At 72.8% G+C, this 19,720-nt stretch carries 17 protein-coding genes; 13 read left to right on the top strand and 4 right to left on the bottom strand.

What is annotated here, in order from left to right; genetic code table 11:
• Nucleotide 1 precedes the first annotated feature (1 nt).
• Entirely contained in the window at nt 2–1,411 is a 1,410-nt protein-coding gene (locus tag QC818_RS02495) for a cytochrome ubiquinol oxidase subunit I (protein ID WP_309651263.1), read from the bottom strand.
• 410 nt (nt 1,412–1,821) lie between these two features.
• A complete protein-coding gene (locus tag QC818_RS02490; RefSeq protein ID WP_309651262.1) occupies nt 1,822–2,805 on the bottom strand; it encodes a calcium/sodium antiporter in 984 nt (327 codons plus the stop codon).
• A gap of 107 nt (nt 2,806–2,912) precedes the next feature.
• Here QC818_RS02490 and QC818_RS02485 point away from each other — a divergent pair, with 107 nt between their 5' ends.
• The 13 genes from QC818_RS02485 (at nt 2,913) to QC818_RS02425 (ending at nt 17,741) form a co-directional block, all read left to right on the top strand.
• The gene (locus tag QC818_RS02485; RefSeq protein WP_309651261.1) at nt 2,913–4,262 is read left to right on the top strand and encodes a paraquat-inducible protein A; all 1,350 of its coding nucleotides are present in this window, start codon (nt 2,913–2,915) and stop codon (nt 4,260–4,262) included.
• Complete coding sequence (gene pqiB / locus QC818_RS02480) at nt 4,259–5,941, top strand: intermembrane transport protein PqiB (protein WP_309651260.1); 1,683 nt, start codon at nt 4,259–4,261, stop codon at nt 5,939–5,941. The genes QC818_RS02485 and pqiB overlap by 4 nt, the downstream gene beginning before the upstream one ends.
• Nucleotides 5,938–6,528 carry a PqiC family protein gene (locus tag QC818_RS02475; protein ID WP_309651259.1) on the top strand — a complete coding sequence of 197 codons (591 nt, stop codon included), beginning with the start codon at nt 5,938–5,940 and terminating at the stop codon, nt 6,526–6,528. Before pqiB ends, QC818_RS02475 begins: the two co-directional genes overlap by 4 nt.
• Before the next feature lie 135 nt (nt 6,529–6,663).
• Nucleotides 6,664–7,977 (top strand): DEAD/DEAH box helicase, encoded by a 1,314-nt coding sequence (locus QC818_RS02470; protein ID WP_309651258.1) that lies wholly within the window; start codon nt 6,664–6,666, stop codon nt 7,975–7,977.
• A gap of 82 nt (nt 7,978–8,059) precedes the next feature.
• Nucleotides 8,060–8,563 carry a hypothetical protein gene (locus QC818_RS02465; RefSeq protein WP_309651257.1) on the top strand — a complete coding sequence of 168 codons (504 nt, stop codon included), beginning with the start codon at nt 8,060–8,062 and terminating at the stop codon, nt 8,561–8,563.
• Nucleotides 8,564–8,566: 3 nt separating this feature from the next.
• A complete protein-coding gene (locus tag QC818_RS02460) occupies nt 8,567–9,109 on the top strand; it encodes a hypothetical protein (protein WP_309651256.1) in 543 nt (180 codons plus the stop codon).
• Nucleotides 9,096–10,316, top strand: coding sequence for an MFS transporter (locus QC818_RS02455; RefSeq protein ID WP_309651255.1), 1,221 nt, complete (start codon nt 9,096–9,098; stop codon nt 10,314–10,316). Before QC818_RS02460 ends, QC818_RS02455 begins: the two co-directional genes overlap by 14 nt.
• A gap of 82 nt (nt 10,317–10,398) precedes the next feature.
• The gene (locus QC818_RS02450; protein WP_309651254.1) at nt 10,399–11,112 is read left to right on the top strand and encodes an ABC transporter ATP-binding protein; all 714 of its coding nucleotides are present in this window, start codon (nt 10,399–10,401) and stop codon (nt 11,110–11,112) included.
• Nucleotides 11,109–13,466, top strand: coding sequence for an ABC transporter permease (locus QC818_RS02445; RefSeq protein WP_309651253.1), 2,358 nt, complete (start codon nt 11,109–11,111; stop codon nt 13,464–13,466). Before QC818_RS02450 ends, QC818_RS02445 begins: the two co-directional genes overlap by 4 nt.
• A 13-nt stretch (nt 13,467–13,479) precedes the next feature.
• Nucleotides 13,480–14,688, top strand: a complete 1,209-nt coding sequence (locus tag QC818_RS02440; protein WP_309651252.1) for an efflux RND transporter periplasmic adaptor subunit — start codon at nt 13,480–13,482, stop codon at nt 14,686–14,688.
• A gap of 58 nt (nt 14,689–14,746) precedes the next feature.
• Nucleotides 14,747–15,805: an asparaginase gene (locus QC818_RS02435; protein ID WP_309651251.1), complete on the top strand. Its 1,059-nt coding sequence runs from the start codon at nt 14,747–14,749 to the stop codon at nt 15,803–15,805.
• A gap of 70 nt (nt 15,806–15,875) precedes the next feature.
• Nucleotides 15,876–16,112, top strand: coding sequence for a DUF2789 domain-containing protein (locus QC818_RS02430; RefSeq protein ID WP_309651250.1), 237 nt, complete (start codon nt 15,876–15,878; stop codon nt 16,110–16,112).
• 105 nt (nt 16,113–16,217) lie between these two features.
• Nucleotides 16,218–17,741 (top strand): sensor domain-containing diguanylate cyclase, encoded by a 1,524-nt coding sequence (locus QC818_RS02425; protein WP_309651249.1) that lies wholly within the window; start codon nt 16,218–16,220, stop codon nt 17,739–17,741.
• Between the two features lie 16 nt (nt 17,742–17,757).
• Here QC818_RS02425 and QC818_RS02420 read toward each other — a convergent pair whose 3' ends face one another.
• The gene (locus QC818_RS02420) at nt 17,758–18,168 is read right to left on the bottom strand and encodes an SRPBCC family protein (protein WP_309651248.1); all 411 of its coding nucleotides are present in this window, start codon (nt 18,166–18,168) and stop codon (nt 17,758–17,760) included.
• 94 nt (nt 18,169–18,262) lie between these two features.
• Nucleotides 18,263–19,672 carry a prephenate-dependent tRNA uridine(34) hydroxylase TrhP gene (gene trhP / locus QC818_RS02415; RefSeq protein WP_309651247.1) on the bottom strand — a complete coding sequence of 470 codons (1,410 nt, stop codon included), beginning with the start codon at nt 19,670–19,672 and terminating at the stop codon, nt 18,263–18,265.
• Between the last annotated feature and the right edge of the window lie 48 nt (nt 19,673–19,720).

The following is a 19,720-nucleotide window of genomic DNA, read 5'->3' as shown; positions in this document are numbered from 1 at the left end:
TTCAGCTCCTTCCCGGCTGGTTGGCGGCATCGTCGAACGGCACATGGGCGGCGGACAGCGGCCGCTTGGGGCGCTCGACCTCGTCGTCGTGGGGCGGCTCGGGCAGCATGCCCTGACGCACCACCCGGGTCAGGTAGAGGATCCCGGCCCAGAACACCACGGCATAGACCAGGCCGTAGCCGATCAGGGTGAACAGCGCCATGCCCCCGGTCAGCGAGGGCGTCAGCGCCTCGGCCTGGTCCATGAGGCCGTAGACCAGCCAGGGAGCCCGCCCGGTCTCGGTGACGAACCAGCCGGCCAGCACCGCCAGGAAGGGCGTGACGGTCATCGCCCGCATCAGCTGCAGGAAGCCGCGATGCGCGTAGAGCCGGCCGCGCCAGCGCAGCCAGAGGCCGGCGACGGCCGCGGCGATCATCGCCAGCCCCATGGCGACCATGACCCGGAACGACCAGAAGACGATCCACACCGGCGGCTGTTCCGCCGGCGGCACCTCGCTGATCCCCGGCACCTCGCCGTCCAGGTGGTGGGTCAGGATCAGGCTGGCCAGGCCCGGGATGCCGACCTCGAAGCGGTTCTCCTGGGCATCCTGGTCGGGCCAGGCGAACAGCAGCAGCGGCGCACCCGGCTGGGTCTCCCAGTTGCCCTCCATGGCGGCCACCTTGGTGGGCTGGTGCTCCAGGGTGTTGAGGCCGTGGAAGTCGCCGACCACCGCCTGGGCCGGCGCCAGCACCAGCAACAGCCACAGGCACATGGAGAAGGCCTTGCGGTTGGCCTCGACGTCGCGGCCGATCAGCAGGTACCAGGCGCTGACCCCGGCCACCACGAAGCCCCCGGTGAGGAAGGACGCGAGCACCTTGTGGGCGAAGCGATAGGGGAAGGAGGGATTGAAGATCGCCGCGCTCCAGTCGGTGACGCGGAAGCGGCCGTCGATCAGCTCGAACCCGGCCGGGGTCTGCATCCAGCTGTTGGCCGCCAGGATCCAGAAGGCCGAGATGAAGGTGCCGACGGCCACCATGATCGAGGCGAAGAGATGCACGCCCTGGGGCACCTTGCCGCGGCCGAACAGCAGCACCCCCAGGAAGGCGGCCTCCAGGAAGAAGGCGGTGACCACCTCGTAGCTCAGCATCGGGCCCAGGAAGTTGGACGACGCCAGGGCGAAGTTGCTCCAGTTGGTGCCGAACTGGAAGGACATGACGATGCCCGAGACCACCCCCATGCCGAAGACCACGGCGAACACCTTGGTCCAGAACACGGCCAGGCGCTCCCAGGCGGGGTTCTCGGTGCGATAGAAGAGGCCGTTGAGCACGGCGATGTAGGACGCCAGCCCGATGGTGAACACCGGGAAGATGGCGTGGAAGGACACCACGAAGGCGAACTGCAGCCGCGATAGCAGCAGGGGATCCAGGTCCATGAGGCGCTCCTCGTTCCTGCGGGGCATGGGTACGGGATGCGTCAGGCACTGGGCGTGCTCTTGTGCGTGGGGCGCCGGGCGCCCTGCCGCATTCTTGCCTGATCGGGGATCAGCCTAGGCAATGCCTGAAAAGTGCCTGCGCTCGGCTATACGGCGTTAAAAATCGGCTCAAAGTACTCATTTACTACCCGTAAACTCCGTCTTTTCACCGATTTTTGCCTTGTCTAGCCTTCGCTCGCCGACTTCTCAGACAAATCCTAGAGGATCCGGCCCGGCCGGAGACGCGGAAGACCATACCGAGACCGAATAAGCTAATTCCCCGATTCGCTTCCCTATCCTACGCCTTCCGACCCGTCCGGGGGGAGGCGGTTCGCGCCTCGCGGCTGTGTCGCGTTGTCGCAGGCCCGTAATCAGCCCGCGGCGGCGCCGACCACCAGGGCGACCATGAAGCCGAGATAGGCCAGGTACATGACCAGCAGGGCGCCGCCCTCCAGCCGATTGACGCGCCCCTGGCGGCCCCGCCAGCCCATGGCGAAGACCACCATCAGCACGGTCATGGCGGCCATCAGGCTCCAGTCGCGCAGCAGCACCTCGCGGCCGGCGTCGATCGGCGCGATCAGTGCGGCCAGGCCCACCACCCCCAGGGTGTTGAAGAGGTTGGAGCCGACCACGTTGCCCAGCACCAGGTCATGCTCGCGGCGCCGCAGGGCGCTCAGCGAGGAGGCCAGCTCCGGCAGCGAGGTGCCCACCGCCACCACCGTCAGGCCGATCACCAGGTCGCTGACCCCGAACTGCTGGGCGATGGTCACCGCGCCCCACACCAGCAGGCGGGAGCTGGCGACCAGCAGCACCAGGCCGATCGCCGTCCAGGCCAGGGCCCCGCGCAGCGACATGGGATGGGCGGCGAGGTCGGTCTCGGTGTCCGAGGACAGCGGATCGCCGCCGGCCTTCAGCCCCTGGACCACGCTCACCACCATGAAGGCCGCCAGCACCGCCAGCAGCAGCCCGCCCTCGAGGCGGCCCACGCCGCCGCCGAGCAGCACCAGCGCCGCGAGCAGCGTCGCCCCGCCCAGCACCGGCAGCTCGCGGCGAATGACCCCGGACTGCACGGTCAGGGGCGCGACCAGCGCCACCAGCCCCAGGATCAGGCCGATGTTGGCGATGTTGGAGCCGAAGGCGTTGCCCAGCGCCAGTCCGGGATTGCCCTGGCCGGCGGCGATCGCCGAGACCACCAGCTCCGGCGCCGAGGTGCCGAAGCCGATCACCAGCATGCCGATCAGCAGCGGCGACAGGCCGAGGCGCGCGGAGGTCGCCGCCGCCCCGTCGACGAAGCGCTCGGCGCTCCAGACCAGCAGGATCAGGCCTGCCACCACCGCCAGCGCGGGAAGCATCATGGGATCTCCATCGGGACATTCAGGCCCGCATGTTTGACTATGGTGCCCCCCGCGTCAACGTGACACACTTCAGGCATTGCCGTGGACCGTCAGGAGGATGCCGCTTCGTGCCAAGGCCGGCCCTTCGCCCCGCCTCCCTGCCCCGGCGGGCCCCCTATGTCGACCGCGTGCCGCCGGAGGCGCGGACCACGCGCCGCCGCCTGCGCGCCTGCCACCAGTGCGACTGGCTGATGGCCCTGCCGCCCCTGGGCTCGGGCGAACAGGCGCTGTGCCCCCGCTGCGGCCACGCCGAGGTGCGCCGCCACCGCCACCCGGCCCAGCGCAGCCTGGCCCTGGCCCTGGCGGCCCTGGTGGCGCTGGGCCTGGCGCTGAGCTTCCCCTTCCTCGGCTTCAGTGCCCGCGGCGTCGGCCACCGCATCGAGCTGACCCAGACCGCCTCCGAACTGATCGTCCGCCACGAGCCGCTGGTGGCCCTGGCGGTGCTGCTGACCATCCTGGTGCTGCCGGCCCTCTACCTGGCCGGGGTGATCTGGCTGCAAGTGGGCCTGCTGCGCGCCCGTCCGCTGCCCGCCAGCCGGCTGCTGGCCCGCGGCCTGGCCCACGTCGAGCCCTGGATGATGGCCGACGTCTTCCTGGTCGGCGCCCTGGTCAGCCTGATCAAGATCGCCGGGCTGGCCGACATCGAGCTGGGCGCGGCCTTCTGGGCCTTCGGCGCCTTCGTGCTGCTGTTGCTGGCCACCAGCCAGTCGGTGGACCGGGACTGGCTGTGGTTCGCCCTGGCCGGGGAGCCGCCCGCCCCGGACGGCAGCCGCACCGGCCGCCCCGCCGCGCCCCAGGGACTCGCGGGCTGCCCCACCTGCGGCCTGGTCGGGCGCCTGGACGCCGCCGGCCACGGCCAGTGCCGCCGCTGCCGGGAACCCCTGCACGCCCGGCAGCCGCACAGCCTGCAGCGCACCTGGGCGCTGCTGGCCGCCGCCGCCATCCTCTACGTGCCGGCCAACGTCTACCCGATCATGACCACCACCAGCCTCGGCCACGCCAGCCCCTCGACCATCATCGGCGGGGTCGTGCAGCTGATCGAGATGGGCTCCTGGCCGGTGGCGGCGGTGATCCTGGTGGCCAGCGTGATCGTCCCGATGGGCAAGCTGATGGCCCTGGCCTGGCTGTGCCTGGTGGCGCCGCGGGATCGCCGCGACCGCTCGCTGACGCGCACCCGCATGTATCGCCTGACCGAGTTCATCGGCCGCTGGTCGATGGTCGACATCTTCGTGGTCGCCATCCTGGTGGCGCTGATCCGGGCCGGCAACCTGATGGCGGTGGCCCCCGGCCCCGCCGCCCTGGCCTTCGGCGGCGTGGTGATCCTGACCATGCTGGCCGCCATGACCTTCGACCCCCGGCTGATCTGGGACGATCCCGCCGGGCGGCTCGCTCCCGCGGACGAGGACGCCCCCGCATGACCGACACGCCCCGAGACGACGCCCAAGAGGACCGCCATCGCGCCCGCACCGGCCGCCAGGCGCCGCTGTCGCCGATCTGGATCGTGCCCATCGTGGCGCTGCTGATCGGCGCCTGGCTGGTCTACGACAGCTACCTGAGCCGCGGCCCGACGATCACCCTGACCATGGAGAGCGCCGACGGCATCGAGGCCGGCAGCACCCTGATCAAGACCCGCAACGTGGAGATCGGCCGGGTCGAGTCGGTGAACCTGGCCGAGGACCTGTCCCGGGTGGTGATCCGCGCCCGGATGCGCCCCGAGGCCACGCCCCTGCTGGTCGAGGACAGCACCTTCTGGGTAGTCAAGCCGCGCATCGGCCGCGAGGGCATCAGCGGGCTCAACACCGTGCTCTCCGGCGCCTACCTGCAGCTCGAGCCCGGCCAGAGCGACGCCGAGGCCAGGCGCTTCGCGGTCCAGGAGCAGCCCCCGGTGGCCCCGCCCGGCGCCGAGGGGCTGCGCGTCAACCTGCTCAGCCGGGTGGGCAACGCCCTGGCGGTGGGCGACCCGGTCACCTACCAGGGCTTCACCGTGGGAAGGGTCGAGGAGGCGACCTTCGACGTCGAGACCCGGCGCATGCACCACCGGGTGTTCATCGAGAGCCCCTACCATCGCCTGGTCACCGGCAACACCCGCTTCTGGACCACCAGCGGCCTCGACCTGCGGCTCGACTCCGAGGGCGTGCGGGTGCGGCTGGAATCCCTGGAGGCCGTGCTCGCCGGCGGCGTGACCTTCGGCGTCCCCGAGGATCTGCCCCGGGGAACGGCCGTCGAGCCGGACGCCACCTTCACCCTCTATCCCGACGAGGACAGCGCCCGCCAGGGCACCTTCGACCGCTACCTGGAGTATGTCCTCCTGGTCGAGGACACCGTGCGCGGGCTGAGCCGCGGCGCCCCGGTGGAGTTCCGCGGCGTGCGCCTGGGCACCGTGGCCAGCGTGCCCTGGAACTTCGCCACGCCCCGGCCGGGCCGCGACGGCGGCCTGGCGATCCCGGTGCTGGTGCGCCTGGAGCCCCAGCGCCTGGGCATCGACAGCGAGACCATGGACCTCGAGGCCTGGCGGGCCCGCTTCGAGGGGCTGTTCGAGCGCGGCCTGCGGGCCACGCTGAAGAACGGCAACCTGCTCACCGGGGCGCTGTTCGTGGACCTCACCCTGGAGGCGGAGCGCGCCGGCGACTACCGCCCCGAGACCTTCGCCGACCGCCCGGTCCTGCCCTCCACCTCCGGCGGCCTGGCCCAGATCCAGGCCCAGGTGACCGCCCTGCTCGACAAGCTGAACGCCCTCGACGTGGCCCCGCTCCTCGACGGCCTGGAGCGCAACCTGGCCAGCTCGGAGGCCATGCTGGCCGAGGTCCGCGAGCTCGCCGAAGGCGTTCGGACCCTGGTCGACGACCCCGACACCCGGGCCCTGCCGGGGGAGCTCAACGCCACCCTGGCCGAACTGCGCGAGACCCTCGAGGGCGTCGCCCCGGACGCCCCCGCCTATCGCGAGCTGACCGGCACCCTGACGCGCCTCGAGCGCCTGCTGCGCGACCTGCAGCCCGCCGCCCGGCGACTCGGCGATGCCCCGGGCGCGCTGCTGTTCGACGACCCGGACGCCGCCGACCCCGTGCCCCGCGCCCCGACGGAGAGGACCGCCCCATGACGCGCCTGCGCCTTCTGCTCCCCGCCCTGCTGCTCGGCTGGCTCGCCGGCTGCGCCTCCCTGGCCGGCCCCCCGGCGACCCGCTATGCGCTGCCCGAGCCGCCTGCCGCCGCCGCGCCGTCCGGCGCCGAGGCCCAACGGGTGCTGACCCTGCGTCCGCTGCGGCTGGCCGCCTTCCTCGACGTGGAGGGCATCGTCGTCCAGCTCGACGACATCACCGTCCACGAGGCCAGCGGCCACCGCTGGGCGGAGCCCCTGGGGCGGCAGCTGGAACGCGGCCTGCGCGACCGCCTGGCCGCCGCCCTGCCTGCCACCCGGGTGCGGCTCGCCGACGAGGACGGCGCCGCCGGCGACCTTTCGCTGCGCCTCGCGGTGGAGCGCTTCCAGGGCCGGCCGGACGGCCATGCCCTGGTCGCCGGACGCTGGCAGCTGCGGGATGCCCGGGACACGCTGCTGGCCGCCGCCCCCTTCCGGGTCGCCACGCCCCTGGCCCGGGACGGCTACCCGGCCCTGGTCCGCGCCCTGGGGCGGAGCTGGGACGCCGTGGCCCGGGAACTGGCCGAGGCCCTGCGCCGCCACGCCGAGTGAGCCGGCTGCGTCGCGGCCGGCGCTGTGGCATAATGCGCTTCCCTCGCGGCCCGGCCGCGACCCACCTCATTCCACGCCCCGCCCGTGACGCGCCTTCGGCGACGTCGGCGACCGGGGCGTCGCCTCGGAGACCGCATGACCTTTTCCGACCTCGGCCTGAGCGCCGAACTGCTGCGCGCCATCGACGCGCAGGGCTACACCACCCCGACGCCCATCCAGGCCCAGGCCATCCCGGCCGTGCTCGAGGGCGGCGACCTGCTGGGCAGCGCCCAGACCGGCACCGGCAAGACCGCCGGCTTCACCCTGCCCATGCTGCAGCGCCTGTCCGGGGGCAAGCGGCCGGCCAAGCGCGGCGTCCGCGCCCTGGTGCTGACACCGACCCGCGAGCTCGCCGCCCAGGTGGGCGAGAGCGTGCGCGACTACGGCCGCCACCTGCCGCTGACCTCGCACGTGATCTTCGGCGGCGTCGGCCAGCAGCCCCAGGTCGATGCCATCCGCCCCGGCCTGGACATCCTGGTGGCCACGCCCGGGCGACTGCTCGACCTGCACCAGCAGGGCCACGTGGATCTCTCCGGCGTGGAGATCCTGGTCCTGGACGAGGCCGACCGCATGCTCGACATGGGCTTCATCCACGATATCCGCAAGGTCCTCAAGCTGCTGCCGGCCCAGCGCCAGAACCTGCTGTTCTCGGCGACCTTCTCCAAGGAGATCCAGTCGCTGGCCAACAAGCTGCTCGACGCCCCCACCCTGATCGAGGTGGCCCGGCGCAACACCACCGCCGAGACCGTCGACCAGGCCGTGTATCGCGTCGACCGCGAGCGCAAGCGCGAGCTGCTGGCGCACCTGATCCACGATCAGCAGTGGTTCCAGGTGCTGGTCTTCACTCGCACCAAGCACGGCGCCAACCGGCTGGCCGAGCACCTGGGCAAGCGCGACATCCCGGCCATGGCCATCCACGGCAACAAGAGCCAGTCGGCGCGCACCCGGGCGCTGTCCGCCTTCAAGTCCGGCGAGCTCCAGGTGCTGGTGGCCACCGACATCGCCGCCCGCGGCCTGGACATCGACGAGCTGCCTCACGTGGTCAACTTCGAGCTGCCCAACGTGGCCGAGGACTACGTCCATCGCATCGGCCGCACCGGCCGCGCCGGCAACGACGGTCAGGCGGTGTCGCTGGTCTGCGTCGACGAGCACGGCCTGCTGGCCAATATCGAGCGGCTGATCAAGCGGGAGCTGGTCAAGCACGTGGAGCCGGGCTTCGAGCCGGACCCCAACGCCACGCCGGAACCCATCGAGAACGGCCGTGGCCGGCGTGGCGGACGCGGCCGCCAGGGACAGGGCGGCCAGCGGCAGCGCCAGGGCAACGGCGGCGGCGAGGCCCGCGCCGAGGACGGCCAGCGCCCGGCCCGCCGCCGTCGGCGCCGCGGCGGACGGAACCGCCAGCAGGCGTGAATGGTCTGACGACGGGAAGTATGCGAACCTAGCGATACGGCGGGCCCGGCCCGCCCCTTCCCTCCCTGAGCAAGGAATGCCCATGGACGCCGACACCCTCCTCGACGACTACCACCGCTGGCGGCGCTTCCAGCACCAGGCCCGGCTCGACCGCGAGCACCAGGCCGCCTGGCAGCAGCTGCAGGACGCCGGGGTTTCCGCCCAGCGCACCACCGAGGCCTATCGCAGCATGGCCGAGAAGGCCGCCGCCCAGGGGGCCTGCTATCGCACCCTCTTCCTGCGCGAGCACGCCCCGGGACAGCCCCTGGCCTGCGAGGGCTGGCTGTTCGTGCGCCGGGTGCTGGCGGATGGCGGCGCGACGAGGGTGCGCGCCACCCTGCTGCCCGCCTTCACCCTGCCGCTGGGCGCCGTGGCCCCCGGGGCCGATCGGGCCGAGGCGGTGACCCTGGAGATCTTCGACCAGCTGCTGGTCGATCGGGGCCTGGCCAGCATGGCCCGGGTGGATCGCGTCGATGCGGCGGGCGACACCCGCTTCATCACCCTGATCGACAGCGTCCGGGGCGACCTGCGCCGGCACCTGGAGTAGGGCATGTGGAAGCGACTCTTCGGCCGCTCGCCGATCCGCGTCTGGGTGATCAAGCAGATCGACGACCGGCTGCTGCACCTGTGCGGCGAGGGCAGCATCGAGCCCGACGGCAAGCGCGAGACGACGCTGGAGGCCCTGCACCGCCGCGACTATCGAGGGCCGGTGCAGATGGCCGGCAGCGGCCTGGTGCTCAACGCGCGGCTGTTCGCCGCCCTGGTCCCCCATGACGGCCTCCACCTGGGCGCCGACGGCCAGGCCCACTGGCAGGGCCAGCTGTGGCGGGTCGCCCGGGTGCCCCAGCGCTGCTGGGCCTACGAGGGGCGATTGATCGCCCAGACCACCGCTCAGGGGCCTCTGGACCTGGTGAGCACCGAGGACACCTCCGGCATCCGCCGGCGCGCGCGCGCCGACGGCGATACGCGCCCGGGGGAGGTGGCCTTCCGGGCCGCCGACGAGCTCGAGCACGAGGCCGAGTTCGCCGCCCGCTGGCGCCGCGATGCCGTCAAGCCCGGCCGCGAACGAAGCCGGCGCCATGACGACGACTAGTCCCGCGGCGGCCTCGCCGGTGTCGCGCCCGCTGTTCATCGTGCTGATGGTGCTGGTGGGGCTCAACCTGCGCCCCGCCCTCTCCTCCCTGGCCCCGCTGCTGCCGCGCATCGAGGCCCAGACCGGCCTGCCGCTGCTGGCCATCGGCGCCCTGACCACCCTGCCGGTGCTCTGCCTGGGGCTGTTCGCGCCCCTGGCGCCCTGGCTGTCACGGCGCCTCGGCGTCGAGCGCAGCCTGTCGCTGGCGCTGCTGGTCCTGGCCCTGGGCCTGGGGCTGCGCGGCCTGGCCGCCCCGGCCTGGCTGTTCGCCGGCACCCTGCTGGCGGGGGCGGCCATCGGGGTCGCGGGCACCCTGCTCCCGGCCCTGGTCAAGCGCGAGCTGCCGGCCAGCGCCGACCTGATGACCGGCGTCTACACCATGGCGCTGTGCCTGGGCGGCGCCCTGGGCGCCGGCCTGGCCATTCCCCTGGCGGAGGCGCTGGGCGGCTGGGCGGCATCCCTGACCGGCTGGGCGGGGCTGGCGGTGCTGGGCCTGGTCGCCTGGCAGGGGCTGATGCCCGCCGCCGCGCCGCCCGCCGCACGCCCGGCGCGCACCGGCACCACCCGCGCCCTGCTGCGCCAGCCGCTGGCCTGGCAGGTCACCCTCTACATGGGCTTCCAGTCCTCGCTCGCCTACATCGTCTTCGGCTGGCTGCCCAGCCTGCTGGTCGCCCGGGGCTACGGCGAGGCCGAGGCCGGCTGGCTGATGGGCGTCTCGGTGATGGTCCAGCTGGGGGCCGCCCTGGCCGCCCCCTGGCTGGCCCGCCTGGGCCGGGACCAGCGCCCGGCCCTGGCGCTGGTGCTGAGTCTGGTGGCCGGCGGCTTCTGGGTGCTGCTGCTGGGGCCGGCCGATTGGCGCTGGGGCGGCGCGATGCTGCTGGGGCTCGGCCAGGGCGGCGGCTTCAGCCTGGCGCTGTCGCTGATCGTGCTGCGCACCGCCGACGCCCGGCTGGCCGGCCGGCTCTCCGGCATGGTCCAGGGCGCGGGCTATGCCCTGGCCGCCCTGGGGCCGCTGGGCGTCGGCCTGGCCCTGGACCTGGGCTGGAGCCTGCGCGCCATCACCCTGGCCCTGCTGGCGGTGGTCGCGGCCGCCGCCTGCTTCGCCCTGCTCGCCGGACGCAACCGCCGCCTGATGACCGACGAGGCGGGCCGCCTGACGGTGCGTTGAGCCCCGCCCCCTGACCGAGCGCAAGGGTGGGCTCCCGGGCACCTGCTAGGCTGTAGCCGAGTTCCCCGACACGGGCCCCGCCATGACGACACCCGAGATCGTCCTTGATGCCCGGGGGCTGGTTCGCACCTACCTGACCGGCGAGGTCGAGGTGCCGGCCCTGCGCGGCGTCGACCTCGCCCTGTCCCGCGGCGAGCTGGTGGTGATGCTCGGCGCCTCGGGCTCCGGCAAGTCCACCCTGCTCAACATCCTCGGCGGGCTGGATCGCGCCGACGCCGGGCGGCTGCGCTACCTCGACCAGGATCTTTCCGGCGCCACGCGGCGCCGCCTCACCGACTATCGACGCCGGCACGTGGGCTTCGTCTTCCAGTTCTACAACCTGATCTCGAGCCTCACCGCCCGGGAAAACGTGGCGATCGTCGCCGACATCAGCGAGTCGCCCATGACGCCGGAGGAGGCCCTCGAGCTGGTCGGCCTGGGGCATCGGCTGGATCACTTCCCCTCCCAGCTGTCCGGTGGCGAGCAGCAGCGCGTGGCCATCGCCCGGGCGCTCGCCAAGCGGCCTGCCCTGCTGTTCTGCGACGAGCCTACCGGCGCCCTGGACTTCCGCACCGGCATCCGTGTCCTGGAGGTCATCGAGCGAGTCAACCGGGACACCGGCACCACGGTGGCGATCATCACCCACAATGCGGTCATCGGCGAGATGGCCGACCGGGTCCTGCACCTGCGTGACGGACGCCTCGAGGCCCAGACGCGCCCCGAGCAGCGCCAGGCCGCCGGAGCGCTGATCTGGTGAGCGCCACCCTGGGCCTCAAGCGGCGACGGGATCTGTGGCGGCTCAAGTCTCAGGTCCTGGCCATCGGCGTGGTCATCGCCGGCGGCGTCATGACCCTGGTGCTGGCACTCAGCATGATCGAGACCCTGACCGAGGCCCGGGCGGCCTTCTATGCCAGCCATCACTATGCCGAGGTGTTCGCCCGCGTCAGCCGGGCCCCGGAGGGCCTGGTGCCCCGGCTGCAGCGGCTGCCCGGAGTCAACCTGATCGAGTCTCGGGTCGGCGCGCCGGTGCGACTCGCCGTGGCCGGCTTCGACGATCCGGTCCAGGGCCGGGCCATCTCGCTGCCGGACGGGCGCCAGCCGGTCCTCAACCGCCTGCACCTGCTGCGCGGCGGCCTGCCCGGGCCCGGCCGCGAGGACCAGGTGGTGATCAGCGACGCCTTCGCCGAGGCCCACGACCTCGCGCCCGGGGAAGCGCTGGAGGCCATCCTGGAGGGCCGGCGGATCCGGCTGCTCGTCAGCGGGGTGGCGCGCAGCCCCGAGTTCCTCTACCAGGCCGGCCCCGCCGACCTGGTGCCCGACTACCACCGCTATGCGCTGCTGTGGATGAATCGCCGCGCCCTGGCCGAAGCCATCGACATGCGAGGCGCCTTCAACGAGCTGAGCCTGACCCTGCAGGCCGGCGCCGACCGCGAGGAGGTGATCGATGCCCTGGACCTGGCCCTGGCGCGATACGGCGGCACCGGCGCCGGCAGCCGCCATGACCAGCAGTCCCATCGCTTCCTCGAGGAGGAGCTGGCCATGCAGCGCGCCCAGGCCAGGGTGCTGCCCACGGTCTTCCTGCTGGTCTCGGCGTTCCTGCTCCACGTCATCATGGTCCGCACCATCCGCACCCAGCGCGAGCAGATCGCCGTCCTCAAGGCCTTCGGCTACCGTGACGGCGAGCTCGCCCGTCACTACGCCGGCCTCGCCGGCGGGGTAGTGCTGCTGGGATGGGGACTCGGGGTGGGGCTGGCCACCTGGGCCGCCCAGGCGATGGCCGACCTCTACGCGGAATACTTCCGGTTTGCCGACCTGCCCCTGCGCCTGTCGATCGAGGCCATGGTGCTGTCCCTGGCCTTCTCGGGCCTGGCCGGGCTCGGCGGCTGCTGGCGGGCGGTCTGGGTGGCCGTGCGCCGTCCACCCGCCGAGGCCATGCGCCCTCCGGCGCCGCAACGCTTCCGGCGTACCTGGCTGGAACGCTGCCTGCCGGGAGGCGGACCGGCGGCGCGCATCGTGCTGCGCCATCTAGGCCGGCACCCGGTCAAGGCGAGCCTCTCGGTCACCGGGATCGCCCTCTCGGCGGGATTGCTGATGATGGGGGCCTGGCAGCTCGACGCGGTGGAACGCATGGTGGACCGCCAGTACCGGGAGGTGATGCGCATGGACATCGAGCTGAGCTTCACCGAGGCCGTCCCCGCCAGGGCGGCCGGTGAACTGCGCCACCTCCCCGGCGTCCTCGGGGTGGAAACCTGGCGCGCCGTCCCCGTCACCCTGAGCCATGGCCATCGTCGCTACCGGACCCGGCTGACGGGCCTGCCGGACTGGCCCGGGATGCGCCGTGTTGACGCCGCCGGCCCACCCCGCCCGGTGCCCGACGCCGGGCTCTGGCTGACCCGTTACCTGGCCGAGTGGCTCGGCGTCCGGCCGGGCGACCCGGTGGAAGTGGCCGTCATGACCGGTCATCGCCGTCGTGTCGCCCTGCCCCTGGCCGGGCTCGTCGACGAACCCATCGGGGTCGGCGCCTACCTAAGCCGAGATGGCCTCAATCGCCTGATGCAGGAAGGGCCCGCCGTCAGCGGCGCCTGGTTGCTGGTCGACGCCGCACGTCGCGAGGCGCTGCTCGACGAGCTTCACGGCCTGCCCGCCGTGGCCGGCATCGGCCTGCTCGACGAGGCCGAGCGGGGCGTGCGCGACTACCTGGACGAGACGATGGGGGTCTTCGCGACCATCTTCGTGCTGCTGGCCGGGTCCATCGCCTTCGGGGTGATCTACAACGACGCCCGCATCAGCTTCGCCGAGCGCGCCCGGGAACTGTCGACGCTGCTGGTCCTGGGCTACACCCGCCTCGAGGTATCGCGGATACTGGCGGGGGAGATCCTGCTGCTCACGCTGCTGGCGATCCCGCCGGGCTGGGCGCTCGGGGCCGGTTTCTGCTGGCTGCTCGCCGAGGCCATCAGCAACGACCTCTTCCGTATCCCGCTGGAGCTCACCCCGCGCATCCTGGCGGTCGCCGCCAGCGGCATCCTCGGCGCCGCGGCACTGGTCGGCCTGCTGATGCTGCGTCGCCTGCGACGCCTGGACATGATCGCGGTGCTCAAGGCACCGGAGTGACGAAGGAGAGCCCATGCGCCACCCGCAAACGACGCTCGTCCGCCTGGGATGGGCCCTGCTCGCCCTGGCCCTGATCGGCCTGCTGGCCTGGGCCCTGCGCCCGGTCCCCGAGACGGTGACCACCGCGCCGGTGACCTCGGCCCCCTTCACCGACAGCGTCCGCGAGGAGGGCCGGACGCGGCTGCGCGACACCTGGCACGTCTCCGTCCCCATCGACGGCTACCTGCAACGGGTCACCCTGGAACCCGGCGACCCGGTGTCCCCGGGGCAGGTGCTGTTTCGTCTGGAACCCAGCCCCGCGCCGGCCCTCGACGCCCGCAGCCGCGAACAGGCGGAGGATGCCCTCTCGGCCGCCCGCGCCCGGCTCCGCGCCGCCGAGGCCAACCTGGAGACCGCCGAGGCCGAGCGGCGCTTCGCCGAAGCGGAGTACCAGCGCTACCGGCGCCTGCACGAGCGCCAGCTGGTGTCCACCGCCGAGCTCGAACACTACGCCAGCCGGCGCGACCGCCAGCGCGCCCTGGCCCGCGCCGCCGCCTCCGGGGTGGAGGCGGCGCGCTTCGAGGTCGAGAGCGCACGCGCGGTGCTGGCGGTGGCCAGCGGCACCCGCGGCGACGACGATACCCCCTGGCTCGAGGTGTCCTCACCGGTGGGCGGCGTGGTGCTCGAGCGGATGCGCTGCTGCGAGGGAGCCGTGGCCGCGGGCGAGACCATCCTCGAGATCGGCCGGCTCGCCGACATGGAGGTCCGCGTGGACCTGCTGTCGATGGATGCCGTGCGCCTGACACCGGGCATGGAGGTGGAGATCGTCGGCTGGGGCGGCCCGCCGTTGCGGGGGCGCGTGCGACGCATCGAGCCGGCCGGCTTCACCCGGGTCTCGGCGCTGGGGGTCGACGAGCAGCGGGTGCCGGTGATCGTCGACTTCGCCGAGGACGTGGACCCCGCCGCGCTGGGGCTCGGGGTGGGCTTCCGGGTCGAGGCGACCTTCCTGATCTGGCAGGCCGAGGACGTCCTGCAACTGCCCACCAGCGCGCTCTTCCGCGATGCCGGGCGCTGGGCCGCCTTCGTGGTCGAGGACGGCCGTGCCCGCCTGCGCCATCTGGAGATCGGTCGCCAGAGCGGGCTGGTCACCCAGGTGAGCGACGGGCTGGAGGCGGGAGAGACGGTCATCGTCCATCCCGGGGAAGGGATCGCGGACGGCATCGCGGTGGCGCCTCGCGCCTGACTTGCCTGGGGCCTCCATGCCCGTATCATGACGCCATTGCCAAGCACCCGGAGCCGACATGACCGCAACCGACTCGTCCCTGCTGGTGATCTACACCGGCGGCACCCTGGGCATGCGCGCCGGGCCGGACGGCCTGGCCCCCGGCGGCGACATCGAGGCCCGCCTGCGCCGCGCCCTGGCCGCGCTCCCCCCCGACCGCCGGGCGAGCCTGCCCGATTTCCGGGTCCTCGAGACCGCCGCGCCCATCGATTCCAGCGCCGCCACGCCCCGGGACTGGCAGGCCCTGGCCCGGCTGATCGCCGACCACTACCGGACCTGCGCCGGCATCGTGGTGATCCACGGCACCGACACCCTGGCCTGGACGGCCGCCAGCCTGGCCTACCAGCTCCAGGGGCTGGACCGGCCGGTGGTGGTCACCGGGGCCATGCGTCCGCTGGAGGCCTCCGGCAGCGACGCCACGGCCAATCTCGAGGCGGCGCTGCGCTTCGCCGCCGATCCCCGCCTGCAGGAGGTCGCGGTGTGCTTCGCCGGCCGATTGCTGCGCGGGGTGCGCACCCGCAAGTGGCAGACCCGCGAGGCGGATGCCTTCGCCAGCCCCAACCAGCCGCCGCTGGGCGAGTGCGTGGGCGAGGACGCCGTGCTCTATCCCGGCCGCGGCCTGGAGCGCCGGCAGCGCGGCGCGCCGCGCTTCGAGCTGCCGGACTACACCCCCCTGGCGGATGGGGCCGTGCCGCGGATCGTCCTCTGGCCGGGGCTCGCCGCCTGGCAGCTCGAGGCCTGGCTGGCCGACGACCGGGTGGGGGGCGCCCTGCTGGAGCTCTGGGGGGCGGGCAACCTGCCCGACGACCCGGCGCTGGCCGAGGCGCTGGCCCGCGCCGCCGGCGAGGGCAAGCTGATCGCGGCGATCAGCCAATGCCCCCGGGGCGCCGTGGCGATCGGCGACTATGCCGCCGGCCGCCCGCTGCTCGAGTCCGGGGTGCTGGCCGGCGACGACATGACGCCGGAGGCGGCGGTCACCAAGCTGGTGCACCTGCTGGCCCAGCCGCTGCCGACGGCAGAACGCCGGGCACGCTTCCTGACGCCGCTGGTCGGCGAGCGCGCGGCGCCGGAGCGTTGAAGCCGCGAGCCTGCCCGGGCACGCCCCGGCAGGCTAGAGTGGGAAGCGACGACCCGCCAGGAGCCACACCATGGAACACCCCGATCATCCCTTCAGCGAACTCTTCGAGCAGCTCGGCCTGGCCGCCGACCCGGCGTCCATTCAGCGCTTCATCGAGCGTCACGCGCCGATTCCCGAGGAGGTGGAGCTGCCCGACGCTCCCTGCTGGAACGAGGGCCAGGCGGAGTTCCTCCGCGAGGCCATCGCCGAGGACGCCGACTGGGCGGAGGTGGTCGACCACCTCAACGCCTCCCTGCGCAAGGCCTGAGCCCCCCGACGGCGAGACGCCCCGCCCGGGACAGGGTAAACTGGGCCGTCCGCCGACGGCCCCGACCACGCCGCCGCGGCCCATCGCGATGACCAGGAGCCTGGCTTGCCCGACCACTTGACCGACCCCGCCGTACTCGACACGCCGCTGCGCGGCCTGCCCATGCTGCCGGACGACCTGGCCCTGCGCCTGGAGGCCTGCCGGGATCTTCCCTCGCTGCCCTCGGTGGTGATGGAGGTCCTCCAGCTGTCCCGGAACGAGGAGGCGGGCCCCGCCGACTATGCCGATCGCATCGCGCCCGACCCGGCGCTGACCCTGCGGGTCCTGGCGCTGGCCAACAGCGCCTTCTACGCCCGGCGGGGCCTGGAGGCCGCGACCTGCCACGAGGCCGTCGCAAGGCTCGGCACCGACGCCACCCTGGCGGCGGCCATGAGCTATGGCCTGCAGGACAGCCAGGCGCCGGATCACTTCTGGCACCGCAGCCTGACCGCCGCGGTGGCCGCCCGGGAACTGGCCAACCGGCTGTGCCCCGCCGAAGCCGGACGCCTGTTCACCGCCGGCCTGCTCCAGGACATCGGCATCCTCGCCCTGTCCGCGCTGGACGGCGAGAGCTACGACCACCTACTGGCACGGCGCCCCCGCCACCTGCGCCTGGTCCAGGCCGAACACGAGGCCTTCGGCTGCGACCACGCCCTGGTCGGCGGCTGGCTGGCCCGGGACTGGGGGGCCTCCCTGGCCATGGCCCGTCGCATCGCCGACAGTCACGGCCCCCTGACCGACGGCGACGCGGCCCGGCTGTGCCTGCGGCTGTCGGGCCGTATCGCCGACGCCCGGCTGGCCGAGGATCCGGGCCTGGCCTTCGCCAAGCTCGCCCAGTCGCTCGAGCACCTCGACGACCTCGCCGCCTTCTCGCTGGACGCCCTGCTCGAGGAGCTGCGCGCCGCCCTGCCCTCCATGGCCGAGCTGCTGACCCTGACCCGCCCGCCCGAGCAGGACACGCCCAGCCTGCTCCGGGAGGGCAAGCAGCGGCTGGTGGAACTGACCCTGAGCCTGAGTCGCCGGCTGGACGCGCAGCGCGACACCATGGACGCGCTGCGCCAGGAGAACCGCGAGCTCGACCACCGCAGCCACACCGACCCTTTGACCGGGCTGGCCAACCGCCGCTGGCTGGAGCGCTGCCTCGGCGAAGAGATCCGCCGGGCCGGCACGGATCACCGCGGGCTCGCCCTGCTGTTCATCGACCTGGATCACTTCAAGGCCTTCAACGACCGCCACGGCCACGCCCTCGGCGACAGCGTGCTGGTCCACTTCGCCGCGACCCTGCGCGACCTGGTGCGGGAGGGCGACCTGGCCGGCCGCTACGGCGGGGAGGAGTTCATGGTCGTGCTGCCCGGCGAGACCGAGGCCGGGGCGCGGGTCGTCGCCGACCGGCTGCTGGCCCTGCTGGAGACCCAGCCCATGGCCGAGACGGACGGCGAGTCGCTTTACGTCACCGCCTCCATCGGCATCGCCAGCCTGGACCTCGCCCTCCCCGGCAATGTCGCCGAGCTGATCGATGCCGCCGACCGCCAGATGTACAGCGCCAAGCAGGCCGGCCGGGCCCGGGTCTCCACCGCGCGACCGGGCTGAGCCGCTCGGCGACCGCTCACAGCCGGGCCGCGACCCGCTCCAGGATCTGCCGGCTGACCCGGTTGACCAGCGGCGACACCGCCCGGTTGACCGCCTTCTCCAGCAGCCGATTCTTGATCTCGTACTCCAGCGTCAGCGCCACCTCGGTGCCGGCCCCGCTCGGGCGCAGGCGATAGCGCCCCCGGTTGCGGACCCCGCTGAGAGACTCCCAGGCCAGCACCTCGGGAGAGCGGGACTCGGTGATCTCGACCTCGAAGGTCCAGTCCATGCCCACGGCGTGCACGTGCCAGCGGTAGCGGCCCCCGCCGAGGGGCTCGATGGCCTGGATGGGGTCGGCGTAGTCGACGAAGTCCTCGACCCGCTCCAGGAGGGCGAAGACCCGCTCCGGGGGCGCGTCCAGGGTGGCGCTGTGCTCGATGATGGCCATGCCGGATCCTTGTGGTGGGAGTCATCGTGACCGCAGGGCAGGCTCGCCCTGCCGGTCCAGCTTCCCCGACGGGAGCGGCGGGTGTCCAGTCCGCTCAGCCCAGGTCGCGCATCAGCAGGGCGAACTCGATGCGCTCGGGGCCGATCGGCTCGCCCGGCACCGGGATGCGCACCACGTGGCCGGAGCCCGGGGCCGCGCCCACGGACTCGCCGCGCCGGTTCTCGATGTGCTCGAGGACGAAGCGGCGATTGCCGCCGGGCAGCATCAGCTCCATGCCGTCGCCGACCTCGAAGCGGTTCTTGACGTCGATCTCCAGCACCCCGCGGTCCGGGTCGTAGCCCAGCACCTCGCCGACGAACTGCTGGTGCACCCCCACCGAATGGCCGTGCTCGTAGTTCTGGTACTCGTCGTGGACGTGGCGGCGATAGAAACCCTCGGTATAGCCGCGGTTGGCCAGATTCTCGAGCTCGTCCATCAGCCGCATGTCGAAGGGCCGGCCGGCCACGGCGTCGTCGATGGCGCGACGGTAGACCTGGGCGGTGCGCGCCACATAGTAGGGCGACTTGGTGCGGCCCTCGATCTTCAGCGAGGTCACGCCCATCTCGGCGAGCCGGGGCACGTGCTGGACGGCGCGCAGGTCCTTGGAGTTCATGATGTAGGTGCCGTGCTCGTCCTCGTGCACCGGCATCAGCTCGCCGGGGCGCGAGCGATCCTCGATCAGCGCCGAGAGCTCGTCGCGCTCCTGCGGGGCCTGGGCCGCGGCCGCCATCTCGGCGCTGCCGCCGCCGGAGGCGATCAAGCCGCCCTGGTCCGGGGTCCAGATGCCGCCGGCGTCGTGGGCCCGGGCCGAGTTGGCGGGCACCAGGTCGCCGGTCTCGTCCTCGGCGGCGGCCACGGTGTTGTACTTCCAGCGGCAGGCGTTGGTGCAGGTGCCCTGGTTGGGATCGCGGTGGTTGAAGTAGCCGGACAGCAGGCAGCGACCGGAATAGGCGATGCACAGCGCGCCGTGGACGAAGGTCTCGATCTCCAGGTCCGGGCACTCGGCGCGGATCTGGGCGATCTCCTCCAGCGACAGCTCGCGGGAGAGGATGATCCGGCTGATGCCCTGGCGCTGCCAGAACTTCGCCGCGGCGTAGTTGACCACGTTGGACTGCACCGACAGGTGGATCACCTGCTCCGGCCAGCGCTCGCGGATCATCATGATCAGGCCGGGATCGGACATGATCAGGGCGTCGGGGCCGGCCTCGATCACCGGCTCCATGTCCCGCAGGTAGGTCTTGAGCTTGCTGTTGTGGGGCGCGATGTTCGACGCCACATAGAACTGCTTGCCCCGCTCGTGGGCATAGGCGATGCCCTTGTGCAGGTTGTCGATCTTGAAGTCGTTGTTGCGCACGCGCAGCGAGTAGCGGGGCTGGCCGGCATAGACCGCATCCGCGCCGTAGGCGAAGGCGTAGCGCATGTTCTTGAAGGTGCCGGCGGGCGACAGCAGTTCGGGGGCTTTCATGGGGGTCACCGTTGTCAGGACGATGGCGCGCGTCAGCGCGGGAAACGA

Source organism: Halomonas koreensis (assembly GCF_031451675.1).
Lineage (GTDB): Bacteria > Pseudomonadota > Gammaproteobacteria > Pseudomonadales > Halomonadaceae > Halomonas > Halomonas koreensis.
Note: the sequence above shows the minus strand (reverse complement) of the source record. Positions and strands in the feature narration are given on the sequence as shown.